Origin of the sequence: Kribbella sp. NPDC056951 (assembly GCF_042674205.1) — a bacterium.
Taxonomy (GTDB): domain Bacteria; phylum Actinomycetota; class Actinomycetes; order Propionibacteriales; family Kribbellaceae; genus Kribbella; species Kribbella yunnanensis.
The window spans coordinates 1,066,367-1,090,935 of record NZ_JBHUQZ010000002.1 but is presented as its reverse complement, the minus strand read 5'-3'; the positions used below and the strand labels follow the sequence as shown (position 1 = coordinate 1,090,935).

The window sequence follows — 24,569 nt, the reverse complement described above, 5'->3', positions numbered from 1 at the left end:
ATGAGAATCCGCCCCATCTCATCCGTTCTGACCGCGGTCGCGCTGCTGGCAACCGGCCTGATACCGGCCGCCGGCGCGTCCGCGGTACCCCTGGCCGAACCGAGTGCTCCGGCCGCTGCCGCCCCGGCGGCCGGCAAGCGCGTCGTCGGGTACTTCACCGAATGGGGGGTCTACGACCGGAACTACCACGTCAAGAACATCAAGACGAGCGGATCGGCCGCGAAGCTCACCAACATCGTCTACGCCTTCGGCAACACCACCGGCGGCCGGTGCGTGATGGGTGACAGCTACGCCGCCTACGACAAGGCGTACGACGCGGCCGGGTCGGTCGACGGGGTCGCCGACACGTGGGACGCCGGAGCGCTCCGCGGCAACTTCAACCAGCTCCGCAAGCTGAAGAAGCAGTTCCCGAACATCAAGGTCGTCTGGTCCTTCGGCGGCTGGACGTGGTCCGGCGGCTTCACGCAGGCGGCTCAGAACCCGACTGCCTTCGCGGACTCCTGCTACCGCCTGGTCGAGGACCCGCGGTGGGCCGATGTCTTCGACGGGATCGACATCGACTGGGAGTACCCGAACGCCTGTGGGCTTTCGTGTGACACGAGCGGTCCCAACGCGTTCAACAACGTGATCACCGCACTGCGCAACCGGTTCGGCTCCTCGGCGCTCGTCACCGCGGCGATCACCGCCGACGGCACCAACGGCGGCAAGATCGATGCCACCAACTACGCGGCGGCAGCCGGCAAGCTCGACTGGATCATGCCGATGACGTACGACTACTTCGGTGCGTTCAACGCGCAGGGCCCGACCGCGCCGCACTCGCCACTGACGTCGTACAGCGGGATCCCGACGGCCGGCTTCTACAGTGACGCCGCGATCCAGAAGCTGAAGAGCAAGGGCATCCCGGCCTCGAAACTGCTGCTGGGTATCGGTTTCTACGGCCGCGGCTGGACCGGCGTCACCCAGGCCGCGCCCGGTGGTCGCGCAACGGGTGCTGCGCCGGGCAAGTACGAGGCCGGTATCGAGGACTACAAGCTGATCTCGACCCGGTGCCCGTCGAACGGCACTGTTGGCGGGACGGCGTACGCGTTCTGCAACGGGCAGTGGTGGGGCTATGACACCCCGGCCACGATCCGCAGCAAGATGACGTACGCGAACGGCCAGGGTCTCGGCGGCGCCTTCTTCTGGGAGCTGTCCGGAGACACCGCGAGCGGAACCCTGATCACCGCGGTCAAGACGATCGGCTGACCTGTCGAGCTGAGGCAGCACCTCGGGTGCTGCCTCAGCTGGTTCGTTGCGCGATCACAACCGCGTTGCTGAGGTAGACCTTGCCGTTCCAGTCCTCGCAGGTGATCAGGACCAGGCGCCCTGGCACGGACTGGTCGAAGATGCGGGTCGCGTTTCTCGCGAAGGACTGCTTGCGGTACGTCGTTACGCTCGTGACCCGATAACCGAGCTGTCCGCGGGCGGTGCGCACGCCGACCGCGTCGCCTGGTTGAAGCTGCTCGAGGTTGTCGAACGCGCCGCCGCCGGCGTGAACCGTGTGACCGGCGATGACGGCGGATCCGCGCCGCGCTCCTGGTAGCGCGCCACCGTTCCACCAACCCACCTTGCGTGGGTTGGAGGGTGGAGTCAGGGCGCCTTGTGTGGTGGAGATTCCCAGTACGGCGGCCGCTACCTGCAACCGGGGAATGTACAGCCGCACCGGCTTACCGGGCTGGGCGGTCGGCGGTCGGGCGGCAGGCCGGGATGACGCCGCCGCGGTTGGCCGGGTGCCGCTCGGGGTGGTGCTTCCACGCTGAGGGATCGGTGCGCTCGCTTGAGGATCACCTGCGGTCCCGGTGACGGGGAGCTCGAGGCCGTCGTCGTACTCGTTGTTGGAGAGAGGCGCGGCCGCGGAAGCGTCCGTTCCTTGGCCGATTGCATCGGCCGAGGCGCCGAGCTGGAGGTAGCCGCCGACCAGGGCGAGTGCGACGCCGGCCAAGGCGATCGACCCGCCCCACCGGAGTGGAGCGGGTCGACCGCGACGTTGGGCCTTGGTCACCTTAGCTACTGTGCCTGCCCCGGCGCCGGAGGACGATCGCCGCACCTGCGGCCAGCATCAACCCGCCGGCCACGAGCAATCCGCCGCCCAGCAAGGAGAACGGGCTGCTGCTGTCCGTCGTACCCGGGTCGCCGCCGATCCCTGCGTCGACCACGGTCGGCACACCTGTCGTCGGCTCATCCGAGCTCGGCGCTACCGGCGTACTGGTGGTGGTTGAACTCTGTCCACCGGTCGGCTTCGTCGTCGGAGCCGTTGTCGGAGCCGTGGTGGGCGGGGTCGTCGCCGGAGTTGTGGGTGGCGTGGTCGGGGGCGTCGTCGGCGGAGTGGTTGGTGGAGTCGTCGGCGGCGTCGTCGGGGGTGTGGTCGGAGGCGTGGTGGGTGGGGTAGTTGGGGGCGTGGTCGGAGGTGTCGTGGGCGGGTTGCAGCCCTTGACCCAGAAGACCTTGTGCTTGGTGTCCGCGCCGATCGAACCCTCCGCGTGGATGGTGATCTTCACGTGGTAACCCTGCTGCGGATGCGGCTGACCGGTGAACGCAAGGGTGTAGGTCACCTTGGCGTCCAGGTCGTTGCCGCCGCCGGCCGGGTCACCGCCGATGAACGGTGTCAGGTCACCGGACTTCACCTGCAGGCCGCCGTTCGCGGTCGGCGCCTGATCGGCGAAGATCACGCTCGCGGACAGGTTTCCCTCGTCATAGTTGTAGAACTCGACCACGAACGTGCAGCCCTGGTGTGGGTTGTTGTCCGGTGGTCCGCTCTGGATGTCGACGCCCTCGATCTTGATCGTGCCGTTGTTCCCCGGCGCTTGCGGGCCGGTGGCAACGAGTGGCGCTGCGACCGACGCGGCCGCGGGTACGGCCAAGGCAGCGGCTCCCGCCAGTAACGACAACATCCCTGCGGCGGTCACCAGACCACCTAGCCGGGACCGGCTTCCTCCCCGTGCGACCATGCTCTTCCTCGATTCGGATCTCCGTCATCTGTTGAAGGGCCCCACAGCAGAAGTATGCGCGTTTCGTTGCCCTGAACAACAACTCACGGTAACGATTCAGGTGTCGAATCGATATCAAGGTCACGGTCCGTGAATGCCAACAGCCGCTCCGTCACTGCCGGAGCGGCTGCTGCAAGCGGGTGGTTCAGGCGCGGTACGCCGTCCACATCGAGCTGATCCGGGAGCTCTGGCCCGGGGAGAACTGGTTGTAGCAAGTGTCGTACGAGTAGTCCATGTAGTTGTGGATCGGGTCCAGACCAGGCAGCGAGCAGGAGTCCCGGCCTTCCGGGCAGCCATTCGTCGAGCTGCTCTGCGCGGGAGTGTCCGACACCTCGTCGTTCGTGCTCGTGCAGCCGCCCTGGAACGTGTGGTAGAGCCCGAACCAGTGCCCTGCCTCGTGGGTCGCGGTCTCACCGAGGTCGTAGTTGGTCGCCGTACCGCCCGGGAGGGACGTGTACTGGACGCGGATCCCGTCGATCCCCGGGTTGCGGGCGTAGTCCCACGGGAAGGTGGCGATGCCGAGGTACGAGAAGTCGACCAGCCAGATGTTGAGCGCGTTCGCACCGCCCTTGCGGGTCTGCTTGCGGTACGTGCTGCTCTGCTTGTCCTTGTGCCAATTGTTGTTGTTGTACCGGAAGGTCCCGGCCAGCGTGAACGTGAACCCGGTGTTCGCAGCCGTACCTGGGGCCTCTTGGCCGGCGAATGTCTTGTTCAGTACGGCGATCTGGTCGGCGATCTGCGTGTTGGTCACATCGCCGTTGCCGGCGGCATCGCGCATCACGTGGACGTAGACCGGGACGCTGGCCGCAGCCAGCGCACCCTTCGGAACGCTGACGCCCCGAGCAGCCTTTGCCTTCAGCAACTGAGCGGTCCGCGCCTGAATGGCCTTCTGCTCGGCCACGCTCACGTCACGAGTGTCGGCGCCACGACCACCCTTGGCAGCCGCGCTGGCCGGCGGCACGAAGCAGTCGTTCATCGGTGCCGCCGGCAACTTGGCCGTTGCCTGCCCGGTCACCGGGCTGAAGGCGAGCGCTGCGCCGGTCAGGACAACAGCCAGCGCTCGTGGACGGGGGACGAGAGATCGCATGGGGGTGCGCTCCTCCGGATCGGGCCGCTTCGGGCGGGCGGCCGGTTGACCGGAATACTGCGAGTCCGATCGCTGATCCGGAAGCGATAAGCCGGAAAAATCGGGAAAATCAGGGAAATCATTCGCTTGTCGAGACCTTCGGCGGGAGGGCCAAACCGCCGTACCGCTCCATCCGCTGCCAACCGAGCCGGGACCCGGCCAGTGCGGTGAAGAGCGACTGGATGACCACCAGGTACATCAGCTGCCGATAAACGAACTGTTGCAGCGGAAGGCTCCAGAGTGGACCGGGATTCTCGCCGTCCAGCCGGAACGCGTAGAGCCCCATGCCGAACTGGAGTGCCAGGAAACCGGCCCAGACCAGGCCGACCCGCCACGGGTTCAGGAAGAGGAACCCGTAGAGCGCGAACACGTCGACCACGGGCGCGAGCAGCGGCAGCAGGACCTGGAACAGCAGCAGGTAGGTGAGACCGCGACGGCCGAGCTTGCCGGCCTGACCGCGCTGCACCCAGGCGCCGCGATGCTTCCACATCGCCTGCAGCGTCCCGTAGCACCAGCGGTACCGCTGTCTCCACAACGCCCCGAGACTTGCGGGCGCCTCGGTCCACGCCCGCGCGCGTTCCTCGTACACCACGCGCCAGCCGTCCCGGCAGAGCGCCATCGTCAGGTCCGTGTCCTCGGCAAGCGTCACGTCGCTGAGCCCGCCGATGCGTTCGAGCGCGCCGCGCCGGAATCCGCCGATCGCGCCTGGCACGGTGGGCATGCACTCGGCGAGGTCGAACAACCTGCGGTCCAGGTTGAAACCGACGACGTACTCGATGTGCTGCCACCGGCCCAGCAATCCTTGGCGGTTGGCGACCTTCGCGTTCCCGGACACGGCTCCGACGGTCGGGTCGGCGAAGGGTTGCACGAGCATCCGGACCGCGTCGGGTTCGAAGACGGTGTCGCCGTCCACCATGACGACCAGCTCGTACGACGCCGCGCGGAGCCCGGTGTTCAACGCGGCCGGCTTGCCGGCGTTCGGCTGCCGGATGACGCGGACACCTGGCAGGTTCAGCGACTCCACCAGATCCGCAGTGCCGTCACTCGAGCCGTCGTCGACCAGGATGACCTCGAGCGGATGATCGGAAGCGACCAGTGACCGCACCGCCGCCTCGATGCCGGCCGATTCGTTGTAGGCCGGGACGATCACCGAGACCGGCTCGGTTACCGGCTCACCGCGTGGCTCGTAGCGATCCCGCGCGTGCCGCTTGGCCGCGATCACCGTGGTGATTGCGCGCAATACGCTGAGCGCACCGGCGGCGTACAGGAGCCACATGATGATGCCGAGCGTGCCGTCACTCAGCCGCATCGCGCCGATGACCGCCAGCCCTCGTCCGCGCTCCACCGTGCTGGCCTCGTGAACCGGCTGGGAGATCCCGACCGTGTCTGACACGGTTGCGAAGCGGAAGTGTCGCGCTTTGAGTGCTGGAATGAGCTTTTGCAGCGCGTCGAGCGTCTGGGTTCGATCGCCGCCCGCGTCGTGCATCAGCAGCACCTGTCCGGTGGTGCCCTTCGGCGTCGCGTTGGCGATCACCCGCGCGGTGCCCGGTCGCCGCCAGTCCTCGCTGTCCTGGGTGGTCAGCACCGTCAAATAGCCGGCCGCGCGGGCCTGCTTGATTGCCGACCAGTCGGTGTTCGTGAGGGCGTTTGCCTCGGACGAGTACGGCGGTCGCAGCAACGACGTACTGACGCCTGTTGCGCCCGCCAGGATCAGCTGGCTCTGGCGCAGTTCGAGAGACCGCCGCCAGCCCGGCGCGGTCGCCAGATTCGTGTGGGTGAAGGTGTGCAGGCCGATTTGGTGGCCTTCAGCAACAATCCGGCGCGCCAGCTCCGGGTGCGCGGCCACCTCGGTTCCGACCACGAAGAACGTCGCCTTGACCTGCTGCGCCCGCAGCAGATCCAGCACCTTCGGAGTCCAGACCGGGTCCGGGCCGTCATCGAAGGTCAGTGCGATCGTCTTCGCCTTGGGCCGTGCCGAGCGCGGCGAGGCAGCCGTCGCGTCGATCAGCGGCCCACCCGCAGCGACCTTCGCTGGTACGGCGTCGTGCGAACCCACCGCAGTCACCGCGCCATCGGGCGCGCTACCGAAGAGGTGATGCGTGTACCCATGCAGCAGCAACGAACCGCACAGCGTGACGAGCAGAATCGTCAGAACGATCCAGTGCGTCCGCAGCGGAACCTCACGGGCCCGACGAGCACGTGTCACGGGCGCGACGGCGACTTGGTCCGCCCAGGAGGCGCCGTCGGCTTGCCGTGCCCCGGCGTCTTAGTCGGCTTCCCCGGGGTCACCGTCGGCGTCGCCGTACTAGGTGTCGAAGGCGTCACCGTCGCTGGAGTCGCGGTCGGCTGTGCACTCGGCGTCGCCACCGGCACAGTGGTGGGTGCAACAACAGGCCGCACCGAACCAGGACCGTTCGTCGCGGACTTCGTCGGCCTCGGGGTTTCCGTTGCACGCTGTACTTCCGGCGTCACCCGAGGCGCAGGCGGCCGCCGACCGGCCTCCGGCAACGGAATCCACGGTGTATCGACCTGCGGCCCACCCAGCACACTGCTCACCAGCAGCACCACATACCCCACAACCGGTACGGCGAAGACCACCCCGAGACGGCGGATCCTGCGACGGCGATGCCCGGACGAGTCCACGAACACCGGACTCCGGGCGGAGAGCGGCTTCACAATCGCGTGATCCTACTCGCCTTTGCCACCAAGCATTCCCAGCCAAACGTTTGCTTGCCACCGATCCCCAGTGCGTTGAGGGTGCGAGGCATCGGGGGGGTGAGAGAGTGGCGTGCATGAGTGGGTGGACGACACGTCGGCCGCGCCGGGGTTCTCGGGTGAGCGTCGTCGCGTTGCTGGCGCTCTGTGCGGCGGGTTCGGTGCTGGTCGGCTGCTCGGTATGGGAGGAGTCGAACCCGGATCCGCGTGCCTACAGCGATTCCGCGGGTCACGTCACGCTCGACAAGGCGCTACGCGACAACGGAATCACGTTGCCCGAGGATGCGCGCGAGGTGAGGTTCGGTTCGTACATCGGGCAGGACGAAAGCTTCGACCTCACGTTCAACACCGACTGCGGCAGCGTTCCCCGGTTCCTCCAGGAAAGCTCGCTGAAAGGCGGGCTGAAGCGGTCCACCCTGCTTCCGTCCCTGGTCGAGGTCGCCGGCACAAGTCACGGCTGGAATATCGCCACCTATCGGGAGCCTCGCGGTATAGAAGACGACCGGTGGAACTCGGTCCTGCGCAGTGTCGTCGTCGCAACGGATGTCGATGGCACCTGCAAGCTGTTCCTGTCGGCGCTCAGGTAACACACTCTCGGACCTGGCTGGGTTGGCTGGGGTGATCGAGTCGGTCTTGCTTCGGTGAACGGGTGGGTGGGGTAGGCGAACGCGGGGTTGCCGTGGGGGCAATTCTCGGGGACGTTTCCATCGTTGGTGGAAGCAAGTGGGTTTGGGCGGCTTAGCGTCGGGGTGATCAGTCGTTCACCCCTTCGGAGTTCCTTGTGCGCTTGGGTTTTGTTGGTGCGCTGCTTGTGTGTTTGGTTGCGGTCGCTGGGTGTTCTGGGGGTGGCCCGGCGGGTGATCCGCTGACCGTGACGGTGGCGCGGGGGAACTGTGGTGGCGGGTGGGAGCGTCCGCGGGGTGGGTTGCAGACGATCCAGGTGAGCAACGCGGGGACGGTGACGACTGAGGTCGATCTGATCGATCCGGGGACTGGTGGGGTTTACGCCGAGGTTGAGGGGCTGGCTCCGAACACGACGCGGCCGTTGCGGGTGACGCTTGGTCGGGGGAGTTATGCGTTCCGGTGCTTTGGTGAGGACACCGAGGCGGTGACGGGGCCGGAGATTCGGATTACCGACGGGCCTCCTCCTGAGGTGGCGGCGGTTTTGCCGGTCAGTGGTCAGGACCTTGCGGGTCCGGTGCGGGAGTACCGCGGGTATGTCACCGATGGGCTGGTGACTTTGGGGCGCGCGGTGGGGGTGTTGGTTCGGGCCTTGCGTAGTGGTGATCTGGGGGTGTCTCGTACGGCGTGGTTGACGGCGCATCTGGCGTATGAGCGGTTGGGGGCGGCGTACGACACGTTCGGCGATTTCGGGGACAAGATTGATGGGTTGCCGGACGGGTTGCCTGGTGGTGTGCGGGATGGCGGCTTCGTGGGGTTGCGGCGGATCGAGTACGGCTTGTGGCACGGGCAATCGCCTGCCTCGTTGGTACGGGTTGGTGTGCAGCTCGGGTCGGATGTCGCGGGGTTGCGTGCCGAGTTTCCGCAGGAGCGGACTGATCCGAACGACCTGCCTTTGCGGGCCCACGAGATCATGGAGAACGCACTGCAGTTCGAGCTGACCGGCCAGGCCGACCAGGGCAGCGGGACCGGACTCGCGACGGTCGGGGCGAACCTGGACGGGACGCAGGCTGTGCTGAATGCGCTCGCACCGGTGATGAGCAAGCGGTACGCCGGTTGGTCGCGCGTGGCCCCGTGGATCGCGAAGACCCGGGCCCTGGCCGGTACGGCGAAACGGTCGGACGGCACGTGGATCGCACCGACCGCGTTGGATCCGCGGACCCACGAGCGACTCGATGCCGCGGTCGGTCAACTCGTCGAGGAACTAGCCCCGATCGCCGCGATCGGCGACGTACGGAGGATCTCGTGAGCACGCCCGAGAAGCGTCGTGAGGAGCGCCAGGGCGCGGGTCGACGGGCGTTCCTGCGCGGCGCACTCGGCGCCGGAGTAGCTGGGGTCGCGGTGGGTGCTGGCGGCGGGATTGCTGCCGCCGGCCGCTCGGGCGCTGCCCCCGCGGCGGGACGGTCGGGCGGGGCCGCAGTTGCCGTTCCGTTCCATGGGGTGCATCAGGCTGGGATCATCACGCCGGCCCAGCCGCACGCCGTACATGTGGCGTTCGATGTGCTGGTCGACAACCGGGCGGAGCTCGCCGAGTTGTTTCGGACGCTGACTGACCGGGCTCGCTTCCTGACGGCCGGCGGCACACCACCCGATCCGGGCATTTCGGCGCCGCCGACTGACTCCGGCGTACTGGGGCCGACCGTCCCGGCGGACCGGCTCACGGTGACCGTCGGGGTCGGGGCTTCGTTGTTCGACGAGCGGTTCGGGCTGGCGGCGCGCAAGCCGCGCGGCTTGACCGACATGACGACCTTCCCCAACGACCACCTCGATCCGGCCGAGTCCAACGGCGACCTCAGTGTTCAGATCTGCGCCGACAACCGGGACACCGTCATCCACGCCCTGCGCGACCTCGCGCGCCACACCCGCGGCGCGATGCAAGTCCGATGGCGGTACGACGGCTTCAGTTCACCACCGCGACCGGCCGGCACCCCGCGCAACCTGATGGGCTTCAAGGACGGTACGTCGAACCTCGACCCGACCGACAAAGCCTTGATGGACAAGCTGGTGTGGATCCAGAAGACCGACCAGCCGTGGGCCGTCGGTGGCAGCTACCAGGTCGTGCGCCGGATCCGGATGCTGGTCGAGTTCTGGGACCGCGTGTCGATCAACGAGCAGGAGAACATGGTCGGCCGCCGTCGCGATACCGGCGCACCGCTCGACGGGAACGACGAGTTCGACGTACCGGACTTCGCCGCCGACCCGATCGGCGCGGCCGTCCCGTTGACGAGCCATATCCGCCGGGCCAATCCGCGCACCCCGCAGAGCGACGACAGCCGGATCCTGCGCCGCCCGTACAACTACGACCGCGGTGTCGACAACGTCGGCAACCTCGACATGGGGCTGGTCTTCGTCTGTTACCAGCAGGATCTGCAGCGCCAGTTCGAGACCGTGCAGAACCGGCTGGCCGACGAGCCGCTCGTCGACTACATCCAACCCGTCGGCGGCGGCTACTTCCTCGTCCTGCCCGGCGTCCAGAACACCGACGACCATTTCGGCCGCGGGCTATTCACCTGAGCTGTTCCCATCAAGGAGGAATGCGTGGTCATCAAGCCGCGTAACTGGAGCAAAAGAACCCGTACGGCGGCGATCGCCGGCGTGGCCGGAGTGAGCGCGCTGGCGCTGGTCGCTGTGGCCGGCCCGGCCTGGGCGGGTGACGGCTGGTGGCATCACGGCGGCGGCCATCATCCGCAGCCGCCGGTGAGCGCGAGCACACCGATCAAGCATCTGGTCGTCATCTTCGACGAGAACATCTCGTTCGACCACTACTTCGGCACCTACCCGAACGCCGCCAACACCGACGGCACGAAGTTCCACGCCGCGCGCAACACCCCGCGGATCAACGGCCTGACACCCGCGCTGCTCAAGCACAACCCGAACCAGTACAACCCGAGCAGGCTGAGCCACGAGCAGGCGATGACCTGCGACCAGAACCACGGGTACGGCGCGGAACAGAAGGCGTACAACGGCGGTAAGGCCGACAAGTTCGTCGAGTACACCGAGACCGACAAGTGCACCGGCCAGCCGATCCTGTACGGCGCTCCCGGTCTCGTCATGGATCACTACGACGGCAACACGGTGACCGGGCTGTGGAACTACGCCCAGCACTACGCGATGAGCGACAACTCGTACAGCAGCGTGTTCGGCCCGTCGACGCCCGGGGCGCTCAACCTGATCTCGGGGCAGACGCACGGTGTGTACGCCGTCGATCCGGTCACGGGCAAGAAGGTCACCGACGCGTATACGGTCGCCTCCCCGGACGCGAACGGCGTCGGCACGGTCATCAACGACCCGGACCCCGCCTTCGACGACTGCTCCGGCAACAACCACACGTCGAAGAACGCGCTCGGTGTGATGACCGGTAAGAACATCGGCGACCTGCTCACCAAGCAGGGCACCACTTGGGGCTGGTTCCAAGGCGGCTTCCGTCCGACCGGTACCGCGAACGGGTACTCGATCTGCGGTGCGACGCACCAGAACGTCGGTGGCAACACCGTGGTCGACTACAGCCCGCACCACAACCCGTTCGAGTACTACAAGTCGACCAGCAACCCCAAGCATCTGCCGCCGACCTCGGTCGCGAAGATCGGGCACACCGACCAGGCCAATCACCAATACGACCTGACCGACTTCGACGCCGCCGTACAGGCCGGCAACCTGCCGTCGGTGAGCTTCCTGAAGGCGGGGGAGTACCAGGACGGTCACGCCGGCTACTCCGACCCGCTCGACGAGCAGCATTTCCTGGTCAGCAAGATCAACGAGTTGCAGAAGTCGAAGGACTGGGCCTCCACTGCGGTGGTTGTCGCCTATGACGACTCCGACGGTTGGTACGACCACGTGACACCGCCGAACGTCAACGGCTCGAGCGACGCGGCCAACGACCAGGCGGCCCTGTGCGGCACCAAGCCCGCCGCCGGCGGTTATGCGGACCGCTGCGGCTACGGCCCGCGCCAGCCACTGCTGGTCATCAGCCCGTACAGCAAGACCAACTATGTCGACCACCAGCGCACCGACCAGACCTCGATCCTCAAGTTCATCGAGGACAACTGGCGGACCGGCCGGATCGGCGACGCCTCGTACGACGCCCGGGCCGACTCGCTGACCGGGATGTTCGACTTCTGGCACCGCCCGAACAGTCGCCCGGTCATCCTCGACCCCGGCACCGGAGCCGTCACCAAACACTGAGTTCATACCAACGCTGGCTTGAATTCGACCACCGGGAAAGGGGTCCGAAAGTCCCGGGAAAACCTGCGCAGCAAGGCATTCCGGGCATGGCCGTGACGGCGGTACGGTCGCTCGATGACGGACACCACGGCACCCACCAGCCCGATCGACGAGCTCTCCGAGCGGTTCCTCGCGGCCCATGCCGAGTTGTCGCCGGCCGCGGCGACGCTGATGGGGATGCAGGGGTACGACGACAAGCTTCCGGATCGATCACCGAATGGCTTCGAGGCGCTGATCGAGCTGCATCGATCGACGATCGCCGAGGCGAAGTCCGTGGCCGTCTCCTCGTTACGGGAGGAGACGGCCAAGGACGCGCTGCTGGAACGGATCGAGCTCGAACTCGAGCGGTACGAGGCCGGCGTACCGCAGTACGAGCTGAACGGGATCTCTTGTGTGCCGGTCGAGATCCGCGCGGTCTTCGACCTGATGCCGACGTCGACCGACGAGGACTGGGAGCAGCTCGGCACCCGGCTGAACCAAGTCGGTACGACGCTCGACGGGTACCGCGAGACGCTCCTGCAGCAAGCCGCGGCGGGTCGGGTCTCGGCCGCACGTCAGGTGCGGGTGCTGGCCGAGCGGATCGCCAGCTGGACCGGTGCCGAGGGCAACGACTACTTCATCGGGCTGACCGCGACAGCGCCTGAGTCCGCAGTCAGAGAGCACGTCGAAGCGGCCGCGATTGCGGCCAGTAAGGCGTTCGGCGAGTTCGGCGAGTGGCTGACCAACGAGTTGTTGCCGCAGGCACCTGAGCGGGATGCGGTCGACCGCGAGGTCTACCAACTCGCTTCGCGGTATCACATCGGCGCGACTCTCGATCTGGAAGAGGCGTACGCCTGGGGCTGGCAAGAGCTGGCCCGGATCGAGAAGGAGATGCAGACCATCGCGGCCGCGCTGAACGGCGGCGACCGCAGTATCCCGGCGATGGCCGCCGTACTGGACGCGGATCCGGCCCGCAAGATCCACGGCAAGGAGGCGTTCCGCGACTGGATGCAGGAGCTCGCGGACAGCGCCGTACAGGAGCTCGGGGCTAAGCACTTCGACATCCCTGAAGCGATCGGGCGGATCGAGTGCATGATCGCGCCGACCTCGGAAGGCGTCATCTACTACACCCCGCCGAGCGAGGACCTGACTACTCGTCCCGGTCGGATGTGGTGGGCCGTGCCCGACGGCATCGAGGACTTCGCCACCTGGCGCGAGGTCACCACCGTGTACCACGAAGGTGTCCCCGGCCATCACCTTCAGGTCGGCCAGACGATGGTCCGCGCCGACCTGCTGAACCGCTGGCAACGCCTCGGCTGCTGGGTCTCCGGCCACGGCGAAGGGTGGGGCCTGTACGCCGAACGTTTGATGGAAGAGCTCGGTTATCTCGACGAGCCAGGCGCCCGCTTCGGCATGCTCGACGCCCAAGGCTTCCGCTCGGCCCGCGTGATCGTCGACATCGGCATGCACCTGGAACTGGAGATTCCGCAGGACAACCCCTTCGGGTTCCACCCCGGTGAGACCTGGAACGCGGATCTCGGCTTCGAGTTCCTCCGCGCCCACTCGCGGATGGAAACCGAGTTCCTGCAAGCCGAGCTGAACCGCTACTTGGGCTGGCCCGGCCAAGCGCCGTCGTACAAGCTCGGCGAACGCATCTGGCTGCAAGCGCGCGACGAAGCCAAACAACGCCAAGGCGCCGACTTCAACCTGCGCACCTTCCACCGCGACGCCCTCAACCTAGGCTCGCTCGGTCTCGATCCTCTCCGCCGCGCACTCGCTCGCCTTTGAGCGACTGGACTGTGCCGAGGAGGGCTAGCCAGGTGAGGGCTAGGGTCCAGCCAGCTAGTACGTCGGTTGCCCAGTGGTAGCCGAGGTAGATGCGGCTGAGGCCGATGGCGAGGCTGAGTAGTAGGGCTGCGGCGGTGCCGGCGAGTTTGGTGAGGCGGGTGGCGTTCGAGTGCCAGAGGAGTGCGGCTAGGAGGAGGAAGAACACGGCTGAGCTGAGGCTGTGGCCGGAGGGGAACGAGAAGCCGGTGCTGACGGTTCCGACGACGATGGAGGCGTCGGGGCGGTGGCGGCCGATCAGGAGTTTGAAGCCGAAGGTGAGGGCGGCGGCGCCGAGCATGCCGACGGCCAGAAAGAGCGCGGGGCGCCAGCGCTGGGTGAAGAACCGCAGCAGCAGCGCGACAACGATGGTGAGTGCGGTCAGGACCCAGATCTCGCCGAGGTGGGTGATGGCTCGGACGAGTGGGGTCAGCGCGGCGACCCGGTGATTCATGAAGGTCGTGGTCAGTTGGGGGTCGAAGGCCGCTAGGTCATCGCCTTCGGTGGCAGCGTCGGCGAGGTTGGCGAAGACCGTCGTACCGAGGCCGACGACTGCTAGCCCGGCTACCACGCGCGCTGTCCTCATACGGTTAGAAGATATACAAGCCGGTCACAGCAGTCGGGGCGATGCCTAGCAGGAGCCATGGGGACAGGGGAGTACGGCGGAAGATGGCGAGGATGCCGGCCACCGTGAGGAGGCCGATCACGCCGGACATCGCCCAGAGGCCGACACCGCGGCCGAAGTCGTCGCTCGCGATGCCGATGCTGTAGACGGCGAGGGTGACGGCCGGGACGCTGCCGACGTGGAAGACGATGGCGGACGCGACCCAACGCTGAACGGTCTCGATGTTCATCGGGCGGGGTGTGCGCCGGCGTCGCTGGGTCTGGGCCACGATCTCTCCAATACTTAGTGTGCTAATCATTAGCCTACATAAAGTTGCTACACTAAGCACATGACCGAGACCGAGATCACGGCGGATCAGAACCCCCTGGCACTGGAGCACCAGGTCTGTTTCGCGCTGGCGGTCGCCGCCCGGACGGTGATCGCGCTCTACCGCCCGGTCCTCGAGCCGATGGGGCTGACGCACCCGCAGTACCTGGTGATGCTTGCGCTGTGGGAGCACGAGCCGGTCTCGGTGAAGGACCTGTCGCGAATGCTGCAGCTCGAACCGGCAACCCTGTCGCCGTTGCTCAAACGCCTCGAAGCCGCCGGTCTCCTGTGCCGCGATCGTTCCGCGACCGACGAACGCTCCCTGGCCGTAGCCCTCACGCCGCAAGGCCGCGTGCTTCGCGACCAGGCACTCGCCGTACCGCCGGCCATTGTCGAGCGCCTCGGCATGGACATCGACGAGCTGATGGACCTTCATGGCCGACTCACCAGAGTCATCGCCGCCGCAACCGGCGTGGAAAAATCGATCGCATGACGCGGAACGGTAAGTACTCACCGGGCGAGGCGGCCGATGTGACCGGGCTCAGCCTGGACACTCTGCGGTACTACGAACGCGAGGAACTGATCGGCCCGATCGAGCGGCTGCCCGGTGGGCGGCGGGTCTTCACCGAAGGTGATATCGCGTGGATCGGGGTCGTGAGCTGTCTCCGCGACGCCGGGCTGGGGATCGCCGACATCCAACGGTTCACCACACTGCTTCGTACGGCGGGCGACCCGGCCTCACGCGTTGAGTTCCTGCGCGAGCGCCGGGCCGCGTTGATCGAACACATGGCCCGGATGGACGCGGCCCTCGGCGTACTGGACGACAAGATCGAGTACTACGGCGCCCGGCAAGCCGAGAAGTCCGCCCGAGCCTGACGAGCTACCAAGCCGCGTCGAGCTCCGCGCGCAGTTCCGGCGCGAGCTCCAGACGAGCACCCGTGATCGCGGCAGTGAGCTGTTCCGGCCGGCTCGCGCCGACGATCGGACGAACCGGGGGAGTGCCGCCACACAGCCAGGCCACGACGACGCTGCTCCGGCTGACACCGAGCTCCGCAGCCACCTTGCCGAGCGCCTCCAGCCGCCGGGTGGTTCCCGGGTGCTCGTAGGCCTCGTCGAGCGGCCGGTCGTCCCGTTCGTAGGAACCCGCCATCAGCGGGGTGTACGCCCACAGGTCCCAGTCCTGCTGATTCTCGACGAAGTCGAGGACCTCGTCGGTGATCCACCCGAAGCGGTGATTGTGGACGTGCCCGCGAACGAACGGCCGCGGCTGCACGTACGAGTAGCGCAGCTGCGACGCGCTGGGCTCCACCACGCCCAGCTGTGCTGCGAGTCCCCGAGCTCGCTCGACGCGCCAGAGCGCCCAGTTCGACAAGCCCACCTTGCCGATGGTGCCTGCCGCGTGATGCTTTCCGAAGGCAGCGATCGTCTCTTCCATCGGCGTGTTCCGGTCGTCGCGATGCGCCCAGTACAGGTCGATGTGGTCGATCCCCATCCGCCGCAGCGACGTCTCGAGTGCCGCGTCGATGGCCGCCGTACCGAGCCCTTCGCACTGCTCCGGATAGCCGCCGACGACCGTGGGCTCCCACCCGACCTTCGTGGCGATCCGCACCTTGTCCCGCACACCGGGCCGCTGTGCCAACCACCGCCCCAGCAACTCCTCGCTCTGCCCACCAAAGCCACTGTCCGACTGCCAGAACGCGTAACAGTCTGCCGTGTCGATCCACACGCCACCCTCCGCGACGTACTGGTCCAGTAGGGCGAACGACGTCTTCTCATCGATCCTGGTCCCGAACTCCATCGCACCCAAGGCAAGGTCAAGTCTGCTCATACCGGCAGCGTTCCTCCTGGAGCGCGCTCCAGGTCAAGCCGATTCAAAGGAACTTGGGAACCAGCCGGTCGGCGGTGCGCAACGCGAAGGCGAGCGGGAGGGCCAGCAGCCCGGCAACAGTTCCGTGCAGCCGGCTCCGACGCCTCGTCGAAACCCTCGGCGGCAGAGTTGCGAACAGCGTGGCCAGTGCCGGTAGCGGCCGGACGAAGATCGTGTTCTCGGCGATCTGAGCGTCCGGGTTGAAGCGCAGCAGATTGTGAGCCTCGAGCGGCACCCCGCGAACCGTTGCACTGAAGGAGAACGACCATTGAGCACCCCGACTGAGCGGCTCGGTGGTCTGCAGATCCTCCAGTACGGCGAAGATGTCGCGATGCAGGGCGACGACCTCGTCCCTGCCCTCGAACGACAGCCGCATCGTCATGGGGGAGTGGAAGACGACGTCCGGTGCGAACAGGTCCGTGAGCGCGTCAGCATCTCCGCGTTCCGCGGCAGCACGGAGAGCTGCGACAGCTGCCGAGGCTTTGTCATCAGATGTGGAGGGAGGCATGACTCGATTTCACTACATCCATAAGGTCAGGCAAGGTCGGCTCGCGCCTCGGCTTCGATGCGGTGCATCGCGGCTGAGAAGCGGGGGACACGCCTGAGGTCGACCGCGCCCGTGCTGTAGTCGGTCAGCTGATGCCACTCGTTGTCTGTCACGTAATAGATGTGCGGGCTGACGGCGCCTGGTGATTCGGAGTAGCAGCGGGTCGCCATCTTGGTCATTTCCAGCATGGCGTAGACCACCGCCGGGTCCCGCATCACGTGCACGAGAAGCAGGTCTCGGGCGGGCATGGCGACGACGCAGCCGAACGGGGGATTCTCGACGTGCAGAGACTCGCGCAGGACGGTGTCGAGGACCAGCGCTCGGGAGGCGGTGAACATGGAGCCGCTGAGCATCGCGACCTGCGCGCCCTGGCAGTCGACGTACTCGACGGTGTCCTTGAGTCGGCGAAGGTTTGCCAGGCCGATCCGGTTGATGTCGTGCCAGGGGAGGCCGAGGCTGTCGAGGTCGAAGTGCATCGCGACCGACCGGCCGGCGTAGGTGGCCGGCGCCATCCGCAGGCCGGGCACGAACTCCGGAACGCGCTCGGCCCACTCCGGGTTGATCGTCGACGCGTCGACCAGGCGCAGGTAGAGCTCGTTGTCCAGATCCTCCGGAACCGCCGGCGGCGCACCACCCGGGGCCATCTGATCGAAGTGCGCCGACACGGCAGCACGCCACTGCTGCCGCGGCAGCCCGCCGACGGTACGGGCGAGATTGACGAGGCCGGCGGACATCCCGCCGTCCGCTGGAACTCCGTCGTCGCCGACGGGCAGCAGCGCACCCGACCCGTCGTACCGCATCGGGAACCCGCGGGCCGAGCTCGCGTCCTCGGCCAGCCGCACCAGGCGGTCCACCTGTGTCATCGTCAACGGCACCAGCACCGGGTGCAGCCGGTCCCCGTCCTTGCACTGCTTGCCGCTCACGCGGCGCTTGACCTTCCTGCCAGCACTCATCGAGCACCTCCTTTGCCCAAGAACATATGGACTTCGGAGCCCCGAAAACCGCCGACTTCACAATCTGTGGATAACTGCCCAGTTGCACGGTGGCTTCAGTCGCACCCCTCGACGCCCACTCGATCGGCGACTGCGCGGACCGTGTCGTCGGCAACCGATTTCCGGCGACACAGAGGCCACAGTCGGCGGCACACTGGTCGCATTCGGCACGGTGGCTTCGGTCGCGGCGGTGGTGGGTGGGCCTGTGCCACGGTGGCTTTGGTCGCGGGTGATGGCATGCTGCACGCGCTTGAGCACGCCTCCGGTCGACTTAGCCGCGGCGGGTCCATTGTTCTAGTACGACGAGGGTTTTGGTGCTGGCGATGGCTTCGGCGGAGCGGAGGGAGCTGACTACTCGGCGGAGGTCTTCGACGCCTTCTACCTGGATGCGGACCAGGGCGTCGGGGTCGCCGGCGAGGGTGAGGACCTCTTTGACTTCGGGGATCTGGGCGACGAACTCCATGATCTGGGCGAGGTCCAGGTCGTCGGCGAAGTGGAGTTCGGTCATCGCTTCGATGCCGGTGGCGATCCGGCCGTGGTTGATCTGGACGGTGTACCGCTCGATCACGCCGAGCTTCTCCAGGCGGGCGATCCGGCGTTGTACCGGCGCGACGGTGAGGCCGACGGCGGTCGCGATCTCGCGGAGCGGGCGGCGGGCGTTCTCGCGCAGCAGGTCGAGGATCGCGCGGTCGGTGGAGTCGAGGGTCGCCGGTTCGGGCACGCAACAGACTCTACCTCGGACACTGGATCTGTTGCGGCCCAGAGCCGCACGGAGTCGTGGAGATTGCGGATCGTCGCCAAACTCGACGATGACTCTTGTGACCGGGCCCACCAGCCCCCAGGCTCGTGGGAACCGCCGCGGACCCCCTGGAGAGCCGATGACCACCATCGCCCCCGCCGAGATCACAGTGGAGCGGCTCGCCGCGCCGCCGTACGACCTCGGCGACCGTTTCCGGCCGTCCGGACCCTCGACGCTGCTGACCGGCGTTCAGGCGATCGCGCGGCTGCTCGTCGAGCATCGTGCGCTCGACCGGCGCAGAGGGCTGCGGACCGCGTCGTTCGTTTCGGGCTACCAGGGCAGTCCGCTCGGTGGGCTCGACAAGCTGCTGGCGGATCTGCAGGACGTCATGGACGAGAACGACGTCCGGTTCGTGCCCGGCCTCAACGAGGAGCTCGCGGCGACCTCGGTGTGGGGCAGCCAGATCGAGTTGCCGCTCGGTGTCGGCACCCACGACGGCGTCACCGGCTTCTGGTACGGCAAGGGCCCGGGCGTCGACCGCGCCACCGACGCACTGCGGCACGCCAACATGTACGGCGTCAATCCGCGCGGCGGCGCCGTCCTGCTGGTCGGTGACGACCCGGCGTCGAAGTCGTCGACCGTACCCGCGGTGAGCGAGCGGTCCCTGGCCGCGCTGGGGATCCCGGTGCTCTTCCCGCGCAACGCGGCCGAGATCGTGACGCTCGGTCTGCACGCGATCGAGATGTCCCGTACGACGGGCTGTGTCGTCGCGCTGAAGATCGTGGCGGATGTCGCCGACGGTGCCTGGGCAGTCGGCGACGACACCGGCCGGGTGGTTCCGGTCGTGCCGACCATTGAGTGGGACGGCAAGCCCTACACCTACAAGCAGCGCCCGATGGTTCTTCGCCCCGACGCCATCGTCGGCGCCGAGGCCGACCTGGTCGGTCCGCGGACCGAGCTCGTTCGCCAGTACGCCGTCTCCAACGGGCTCGACGTCGTCGACATCGACTCGGCCCACGCGCGCGTCGGGTTCGTTGCCTCGGGCAGCTGTTACGACTCCATGCGTCAGGCGATGACCGATCTCGGTGTCACTCCCGAAGCGCTTACCCAGGCAGGGGTCCGAGTACTGCGACTCGGCCTGATGAGCCCGGTTGCCCAGGGCACCATTCGCTCGTTCGCGGAGGGCCTCGACCGGATCGTCGTGGTCGAGGACAAGACGTCGTTCGTCGAGACGCAGATCCGCGACATCCTCTACGGCACGCCGAACGCGCCACAGATCGTGGGCAAGCGCGACGCCGACGGCCGCACGCTGATTCCGGCGGACGGCGAGCTCACCTCGGGCCGGTTGCTGTCCCCGATGCGGCACCTGCTGGCCGAGCTGGTCGCGATCACACCGCCCACCCCGAAGCGGATCCCGCTCCCGCTGCTGTCGACCAGCAGGTCGGCGTACTTCTGCAGCGGCTGTCCGCACAACCGTTCCACCGGACTCCCCGAGGGGTCGATGGGCGGCGGTGGGATCGGCTGCCACGCCATGGTCACCATCTCCGACCGCGAGGACAGCGCGGTCACCGGTGTCACTCAGATGGGCGGCGAAGGTGCGCAGTGGATCGGCCAGGCCTGGTTCACCGACGCCGGCCACATCTTCCAGAACGTCGGCGACGGTACGTTCTTCCACTCCGGTCAGCTCGCGGTGCAGGCCTGTATCGCGGCCGGGGTGAACATCACCTACAAGGTGCTCTACAACGACGTCGTCGCGATGACCGGCGCCCAGGACGCCGAGGGTGCGCTCAGCGTGCCGCAGTTGACGCACAAGCTGCACACCGAGGGCGTGAAGAAGATCGTCGTCTGTGCGGACGAGCCGGACCGGCACCGCAGCCGCGACCTCGCACCCGGCACACTGCTCTGGCACCGCGACCGCCTCGACGAGGCCCAGCGGATGCTGCGCGAGATCCCTGGCGTGACGGTACTGATCTACGACCAGCACTGCGCCGCCGACGCTCGCCGTCAGCGGAAGCGCGGTAGCCTGCCCACCCGCACGCAGCGCGTCGTCATCAACGAGGCGGTCTGCGAGGGCTGCGGTGACTGCGGTGTGAAGAGCAACTGCCTGTCGGTGCAGCCGGTCGACACCGAGTACGGTCGCAAGACCCGGATCGAGCAGACCTCCTGCAACACCGACTACAGCTGCCTCGACGGTGACTGCCCGTCGTTCGTGACGGTGGAGACTGCGCCCGCGAGAAGCAAAGCCGCCCCGAAGCGCAAGGCCTTCCCGACTCCGCCAGCGGTCGCGCCGAGCAGTGCCGAAGAGCGGGTCACCAGCACCCAGAACGTGTTCCTGGCCGGCATCGGCGGTACCGGCATCGTCACCGTCAACCAGGTGCTCGCGACGGCCGCACTTCGAGTCGGGTACGCCGCTGAGTCGCTCGACCAGACGGGGTTGAGCCAGAAGGCGGGACCGGTCACCGGCCACCTGCGGTTCGCCGCCGGCGACCTGGAGCCGGCCAACCGCCTCACGCCCGGATCCGCGGACTGCTTCCTCGGATTCGACCTGCTCACCCTCGCCGAGGACCGAAACCTTGCCTACGGCAACGTTGCCTCGACCCGGACGGTCGTCTCCACCAGCCGCACCGCCACCGGCGCGATGGTTTACGACCCGGCCGTTCAGCACCCGGACGAGGCAGGCCTGCTGGAGCGGGTCCGCACGGCCGGCGCGGAGCTGTTCGACTTCGACGCACTCGAGGCCGCCGGACGGATCTTCGGCAATACGATCGCCGCGAACTTCCTGCTGGTCGGCGCCGCCTATCAGACCGGCGCCCTCCGGCTCCCGGCCGCGGCCATCGAGGAAGCCATCAAGATCAACGGCACCGCGGTTGCCGCGAACGTAGCCGCCTTCCGCTGGGGCCGCGTAGCGGTCACCGACCCAGCGGCCTTCAACGCCGCCGGAGCGACCCCAGCCCGGCAGGTGGCGCGCGACGTACCGGCATCGGTTGCTGCTGCCGGTTTCCAGGGTGAGCTGCACCGCCTGGTCGCTCAGCGCGCCACCGACCTGGTCGGTTACCAGAACGTCAAGCTGGCCAACTCGTACGTCGCCCTCGTGGCGCAGGTCGCGGCCGCCGAGCAGGCGGTCACCACGGACACGCGGTTCAGCGAGGCAGTTGCCCGCAACCTGTTCAAACTGACCGCCTACAAGGACGAGTACGAGGTTGCCCGCCTCCTGACCGACCCGGAGTTCCTCGACTCCACCGGCGAGGCGTTCCCCGGCGGCGTGGTCTCCTTCAAGCTGCACCCGCCAGTACTGCGGGCGATGGGCCGCACGAAGAAGATCTCGTTCGGCCCCAAGTCGCACGGCACGCTCCGCGCGCTGGCCCGGCTGAAGTCGCTCCGCGGAACCCGCGCCGACCTCTTCGGCTATGCCCACCTCCGCAAGGTCGAGCGGTCACTCCGCGACCACTACCGCACGCTCGTCCTCGACCTGGCTGCCAATCTGGACCAGGCGTCGTACGACCGCGCTGTGCAGCTCGCCGAAATGCCGGACCTGGTCCGCGGCTACGAGTCGGTCAAGCTGCGCAACGTCGACCGATACACCGAGGAGCTCCGGAAGCTGGGTGTCGAACCGCCGGCCTAGACCGACAGCCGGCGGGCCTTCACGGTGCCGTCTTGGTAGTGGAACTCCTTGCCGTCCATCAGCTTGACGCTGTCGTGGGCGGCAGTGGTGAGGAGTTCCCAGCGGCCGTCGTCGAGGCCTAGGTCGGCGACGACCTCGGCCGGCGTCGGGAAGTGAACGTCGCCATGCGCCTCGTGGTGGGACTTGATCGGGAACTCGAGGTGACCTTCCACGAGCAGGATGCCGCCGACGGCGACCGCGGCAGCGGCCTCACGGAGGATCTCCTCGCGAGGCAGGTCGATCGTCGAGTGCAGGAACTGCGCGGACACCAGGTCGAAGGTTCCGGCGGGGAATGTCTTGCCGAGCTCGTGCTGCTGGAACTCGATCCGGTCCTCGACGCCGGCTTCCTTGGCGTGCTCGGCGGCCCGGCCGAGTGCGATCGGCGAGACGTCGACGGCGGTCACCTGCCAGCCTTGCTGGGCCAGCCAGATGGCGTCGCCGCCCTCGCCTGAGCCGAGGTCAAGCGCGCGCCCGGGAGCCACGCCGGTCACCTCGACCACCAGTGCGGCATTCGGCTTACCGCTCCAGATCCGGGTGCTCTCGGCGTACCGGGCGTCCCAATGTTCTTCTGCTGTCGTCATGTGACCAGCCTCCGGCCTCGATAGCCCGATCGACAAACTTCGTTGCTGTTCCGGCAACTTCTGACATAGGCTCCGGAACCATGTTCGGTGTGCAAGGCAGGACAGCCCAGCTCCAGTGGTACCGGACCGATGCGGAACCGGCCGAGGTCGCGTTCCTGCACGGCTTCTCCGATTCTGCCCGGTGCTGGGAACCGCTGCTCGCCGCGCTGCCCGGGATCCGGGCGCTCGCCATCGACGCGCGCGGGCACGGCGACTCCGGGCTGCCGGAAGAGCCGCTTGGGTACGACGCCCTCCGCGACGATGCGGCCGTCGTACTGGCGGAGCAGCCTCGTGATGGCGGGGTGGTTGTGGTCGGTCACTCGATGGGCGCGATGTCGGCCGCCTACCTGGCTGCGGCGCGGCCGGATCTGGTTCGTGCGCTGGTGCTCGAGGACCCGCCGCCTGGTCAGGCGAACGCCGGTCAGGGCGAACCGTGGTCAGTGCCTACGTGGCTCGCGGACCTCCAGGCGCTCGAGTTGCCGGCCCGGATCGCGCGCGGCCGAACCGACGAACCCGGCTGGCCCGAGGACGAGCTCGAGCCGTGGGCCGAGTCGAAGGCTCAGGTCAACCCGGGGCTGTTCGAGCTGACGTTCCAGGACCCGGGCCCGTTGACCGACCTGCTGGCCGTGACAACGTGCCCGGTCCTGCTGATCCACGGGGACACCGAACGCGGTTCGCTGATCTCCAGCGAGTACGCCGAGCGCTGCGCGCAAGCGGCCGCCGGCGAGTTCCGGGCGGCCCACCTTCGTGGTGCGGGCCACTCGGTACGCCGGGACAATCGCGCGCAGTACCTCGACGAACTCAAGTCGTTCCTCGTCAAGAACGGATGATGCCCTGGCTGCTGGTGCGGTTACCGTCCCAGTCGCCGACCAACGGGCGGTCGCCGGTGTCGCCGTACCGGATCTTCTCGGTGGTTTCGGTGGGATCGATACCGCTCACCCGGAAGTAGAAGGTGCTGTCGGCGGGGTTGTAGACGGCCGGTTCGTCGCGGCCGTCGCCGTTCCAGTCGCCGATCAGCGGCTTCCAGTACGGGTCGCCGTACACGAACGAGCGGGTGCTGCCGTCGGCGAGCCGCAGCTCGAAGGTCGCGTTCGAGGCGCGGTAGACGCCCACCTCGTCGGTGCCGTCACCGTTCCAGTCGCCGACCAATGGGATCTGGTACGGCGTGCCGTAGACGACCGTGGTCGTCGTACCGTCGGCCGCGCGCTTGGTGAACGTGCCGGTGGACGGGGTGTAGGTGCCGACCTCGTCGGTGCCATCGCCGTTCCAGTCGCCGACGATCGGCTTGTCGCCGACCCCGCCGAACGGGATGGTGATCTGGCCGACGCCGCCGTTGAAGTTGTTGGTGAGGAAGAACTTGTTCTCGTCCGGGCTGTACGCGCCTGGCGTGTCTCCGCCCGCGCCGTCCCAGTTGCCGGCCAGCGGCACCATCGGAGTGTTGCCATAGGCAAAGGCCGGGATCGTTGCCGTGCCCGACGTTCTGCTGTTGGAGAGATACCAGTTGTAGACGCAGACCGCGGCGGGCGCTGCGGTCTGTGCCTTCTCATCGGAGAAGACTTTCGGAACCGCGATGACCGCGGCGGCGACGGCGGCCGCGACACCGCCGGTGATCAGTTGGCTGAGGAGTTGGGTGCGCATCT

The 24,569-nt window shown here is 67.5% G+C and carries 23 protein-coding genes; 10 read left to right on the top strand and 13 right to left on the bottom strand.

The features are described from left to right. Positions 1-1,245 carry a glycoside hydrolase family 18 protein gene (locus ACFTSF_RS12395; RefSeq protein ID WP_380153907.1) on the top strand — a complete coding sequence of 415 codons (1,245 nt, stop codon included), beginning with the start codon at positions 1-3 and terminating at the stop codon, positions 1,243-1,245. A gap of 34 nt (positions 1,246-1,279) precedes the next feature. Here the strand turns inward: ACFTSF_RS12395 and ACFTSF_RS12390 are convergent, their stop codons facing one another. The 5 genes from ACFTSF_RS12390 to ACFTSF_RS12370 form a co-directional block, all read right to left on the bottom strand. Then, positions 1,280-2,041 (bottom strand): class F sortase, encoded by a 762-nt coding sequence (locus ACFTSF_RS12390; protein WP_380153906.1) that lies wholly within the window; start codon positions 2,039-2,041, stop codon positions 1,280-1,282. A gap of 1 nt (position 2,042) precedes the next feature. Next, complete coding sequence (locus tag ACFTSF_RS12385; protein ID WP_380153905.1) at positions 2,043-2,945, bottom strand: hypothetical protein; 903 nt, start codon at positions 2,943-2,945, stop codon at positions 2,043-2,045. 226 nt (positions 2,946-3,171) lie between these two features. Further along, the gene (locus ACFTSF_RS12380; protein WP_380153904.1) at positions 3,172-4,113 is read right to left on the bottom strand and encodes a zinc metalloprotease; all 942 of its coding nucleotides are present in this window, start codon (positions 4,111-4,113) and stop codon (positions 3,172-3,174) included. Between the two features lie 118 nt (positions 4,114-4,231). After that, positions 4,232-6,358, bottom strand: a complete 2,127-nt coding sequence (locus ACFTSF_RS12375) for a bifunctional polysaccharide deacetylase/glycosyltransferase family 2 protein (RefSeq protein ID WP_380153903.1) — start codon at positions 6,356-6,358, stop codon at positions 4,232-4,234. Then, the gene (locus ACFTSF_RS12370; RefSeq protein ID WP_380153902.1) at positions 6,355-6,828 is read right to left on the bottom strand and encodes a hypothetical protein; all 474 of its coding nucleotides are present in this window, start codon (positions 6,826-6,828) and stop codon (positions 6,355-6,357) included. The genes ACFTSF_RS12375 and ACFTSF_RS12370 overlap by 4 nt, the downstream gene beginning before the upstream one ends. A 158-nt stretch (positions 6,829-6,986) precedes the next feature. Here ACFTSF_RS12370 and ACFTSF_RS12365 point away from each other — a divergent pair, with 158 nt between their 5' ends. The 5 genes from ACFTSF_RS12365 to ACFTSF_RS12345 all read left to right on the top strand — a co-directional run bounded on the left by ACFTSF_RS12365 (position 6,987) and on the right by ACFTSF_RS12345 (position 13,536). Further along, positions 6,987-7,454 carry a hypothetical protein gene (locus ACFTSF_RS12365; protein WP_380153901.1) on the top strand — a complete coding sequence of 156 codons (468 nt, stop codon included), beginning with the start codon at positions 6,987-6,989 and terminating at the stop codon, positions 7,452-7,454. 284 nt (positions 7,455-7,738) lie between these two features. Continuing rightward, positions 7,739-8,797, top strand: coding sequence for an EfeM/EfeO family lipoprotein (locus ACFTSF_RS12360; RefSeq protein ID WP_380153900.1), 1,059 nt, complete (start codon positions 7,739-7,741; stop codon positions 8,795-8,797). Beyond that, positions 8,794-10,062, top strand: a complete 1,269-nt coding sequence (gene efeB, locus ACFTSF_RS12355) for an iron uptake transporter deferrochelatase/peroxidase subunit (protein WP_380153899.1) — start codon at positions 8,794-8,796, stop codon at positions 10,060-10,062. Before ACFTSF_RS12360 ends, efeB begins: the two co-directional genes overlap by 4 nt. Before the next feature lie 24 nt (positions 10,063-10,086). Further along, on the top strand, positions 10,087-11,730 hold the full coding sequence (locus ACFTSF_RS12350; RefSeq protein WP_380153898.1) for a phospholipase C: 1,644 nt from the start codon (positions 10,087-10,089) through the stop codon (positions 11,728-11,730). A gap of 114 nt (positions 11,731-11,844) precedes the next feature. Then, entirely contained in the window at positions 11,845-13,536 is a 1,692-nt protein-coding gene (locus tag ACFTSF_RS12345; RefSeq protein WP_380153897.1) for a DUF885 domain-containing protein, read from the top strand. Here ACFTSF_RS12345 and ACFTSF_RS12340 read toward each other — a convergent pair. Then, on the bottom strand, positions 13,481-14,158 hold the full coding sequence (locus ACFTSF_RS12340; RefSeq protein ID WP_380153896.1) for a phosphatase PAP2 family protein: 678 nt from the start codon (positions 14,156-14,158) through the stop codon (positions 13,481-13,483). The genes ACFTSF_RS12345 and ACFTSF_RS12340 overlap by 56 nt on opposite strands. A 4-nt stretch (positions 14,159-14,162) precedes the next feature. After that, a complete protein-coding gene (locus ACFTSF_RS12335; RefSeq protein WP_344148421.1) occupies positions 14,163-14,426 on the bottom strand; it encodes a hypothetical protein in 264 nt (87 codons plus the stop codon). Positions 14,427-14,525: 99 nt separating this feature from the next. On the opposite strand from ACFTSF_RS12335, the gene ACFTSF_RS12330 reads away from it, so the two are divergent. Together ACFTSF_RS12330 and ACFTSF_RS12325 are read left to right on the top strand one after the other, a co-directional pair. Further along, a complete protein-coding gene (locus tag ACFTSF_RS12330) occupies positions 14,526-14,996 on the top strand; it encodes a MarR family winged helix-turn-helix transcriptional regulator (protein WP_380153895.1) in 471 nt (156 codons plus the stop codon). Continuing rightward, the gene (locus ACFTSF_RS12325; protein WP_344148415.1) at positions 14,993-15,379 is read left to right on the top strand and encodes a MerR family transcriptional regulator; all 387 of its coding nucleotides are present in this window, start codon (positions 14,993-14,995) and stop codon (positions 15,377-15,379) included. Before ACFTSF_RS12330 ends, ACFTSF_RS12325 begins: the two co-directional genes overlap by 4 nt. Before the next feature lie 4 nt (positions 15,380-15,383). Here the strand turns inward: ACFTSF_RS12325 and ACFTSF_RS12320 are convergent, their stop codons facing one another. The 4 genes from ACFTSF_RS12320 to ACFTSF_RS12305 all read right to left on the bottom strand — a co-directional run bounded on the left by ACFTSF_RS12320 (position 15,384) and on the right by ACFTSF_RS12305 (position 18,630). Then, the gene (locus ACFTSF_RS12320) at positions 15,384-16,331 is read right to left on the bottom strand and encodes an aldo/keto reductase (protein WP_380153894.1); all 948 of its coding nucleotides are present in this window, start codon (positions 16,329-16,331) and stop codon (positions 15,384-15,386) included. A 43-nt stretch (positions 16,332-16,374) separates the two neighbouring features. Beyond that, a complete protein-coding gene (locus ACFTSF_RS12315) occupies positions 16,375-16,878 on the bottom strand; it encodes a nuclear transport factor 2 family protein (protein WP_380153893.1) in 504 nt (167 codons plus the stop codon). Between the two features lie 26 nt (positions 16,879-16,904). Continuing rightward, positions 16,905-17,870 carry a hypothetical protein gene (locus ACFTSF_RS12310; RefSeq protein ID WP_380153892.1) on the bottom strand — a complete coding sequence of 322 codons (966 nt, stop codon included), beginning with the start codon at positions 17,868-17,870 and terminating at the stop codon, positions 16,905-16,907. Between the two features lie 310 nt (positions 17,871-18,180). Beyond that, positions 18,181-18,630 carry an Lrp/AsnC family transcriptional regulator gene (locus ACFTSF_RS12305; RefSeq protein ID WP_132414440.1) on the bottom strand — a complete coding sequence of 150 codons (450 nt, stop codon included), beginning with the start codon at positions 18,628-18,630 and terminating at the stop codon, positions 18,181-18,183. 157 nt (positions 18,631-18,787) lie between these two features. On the opposite strand from ACFTSF_RS12305, the gene ACFTSF_RS12300 reads away from it, so the two are divergent. Next, positions 18,788-22,270: an indolepyruvate ferredoxin oxidoreductase family protein gene (locus tag ACFTSF_RS12300; RefSeq protein ID WP_380153891.1), complete on the top strand. Its 3,483-nt coding sequence runs from the start codon at positions 18,788-18,790 to the stop codon at positions 22,268-22,270. Here the strand turns inward: ACFTSF_RS12300 and ACFTSF_RS12295 are convergent. Further along, positions 22,267-22,890: an SAM-dependent methyltransferase gene (locus ACFTSF_RS12295; protein ID WP_380153890.1), complete on the bottom strand. Its 624-nt coding sequence runs from the start codon at positions 22,888-22,890 to the stop codon at positions 22,267-22,269. The genes ACFTSF_RS12300 and ACFTSF_RS12295 overlap by 4 nt on opposite strands. An 80-nt stretch (positions 22,891-22,970) precedes the next feature. Between ACFTSF_RS12295 and ACFTSF_RS12290 the strand changes: the two genes are divergently transcribed. Then, positions 22,971-23,759, top strand: a complete 789-nt coding sequence (locus ACFTSF_RS12290; RefSeq protein ID WP_380153889.1) for an alpha/beta fold hydrolase — start codon at positions 22,971-22,973, stop codon at positions 23,757-23,759. On the opposite strand, the gene ACFTSF_RS12285 is transcribed toward ACFTSF_RS12290, so the two are convergent. Further along, a complete protein-coding gene (locus tag ACFTSF_RS12285) occupies positions 23,746-24,567 on the bottom strand; it encodes a hypothetical protein (protein WP_380153888.1) in 822 nt (273 codons plus the stop codon). The genes ACFTSF_RS12290 and ACFTSF_RS12285 overlap by 14 nt on opposite strands. Positions 24,568-24,569: the final 2 nt, after the last annotated feature.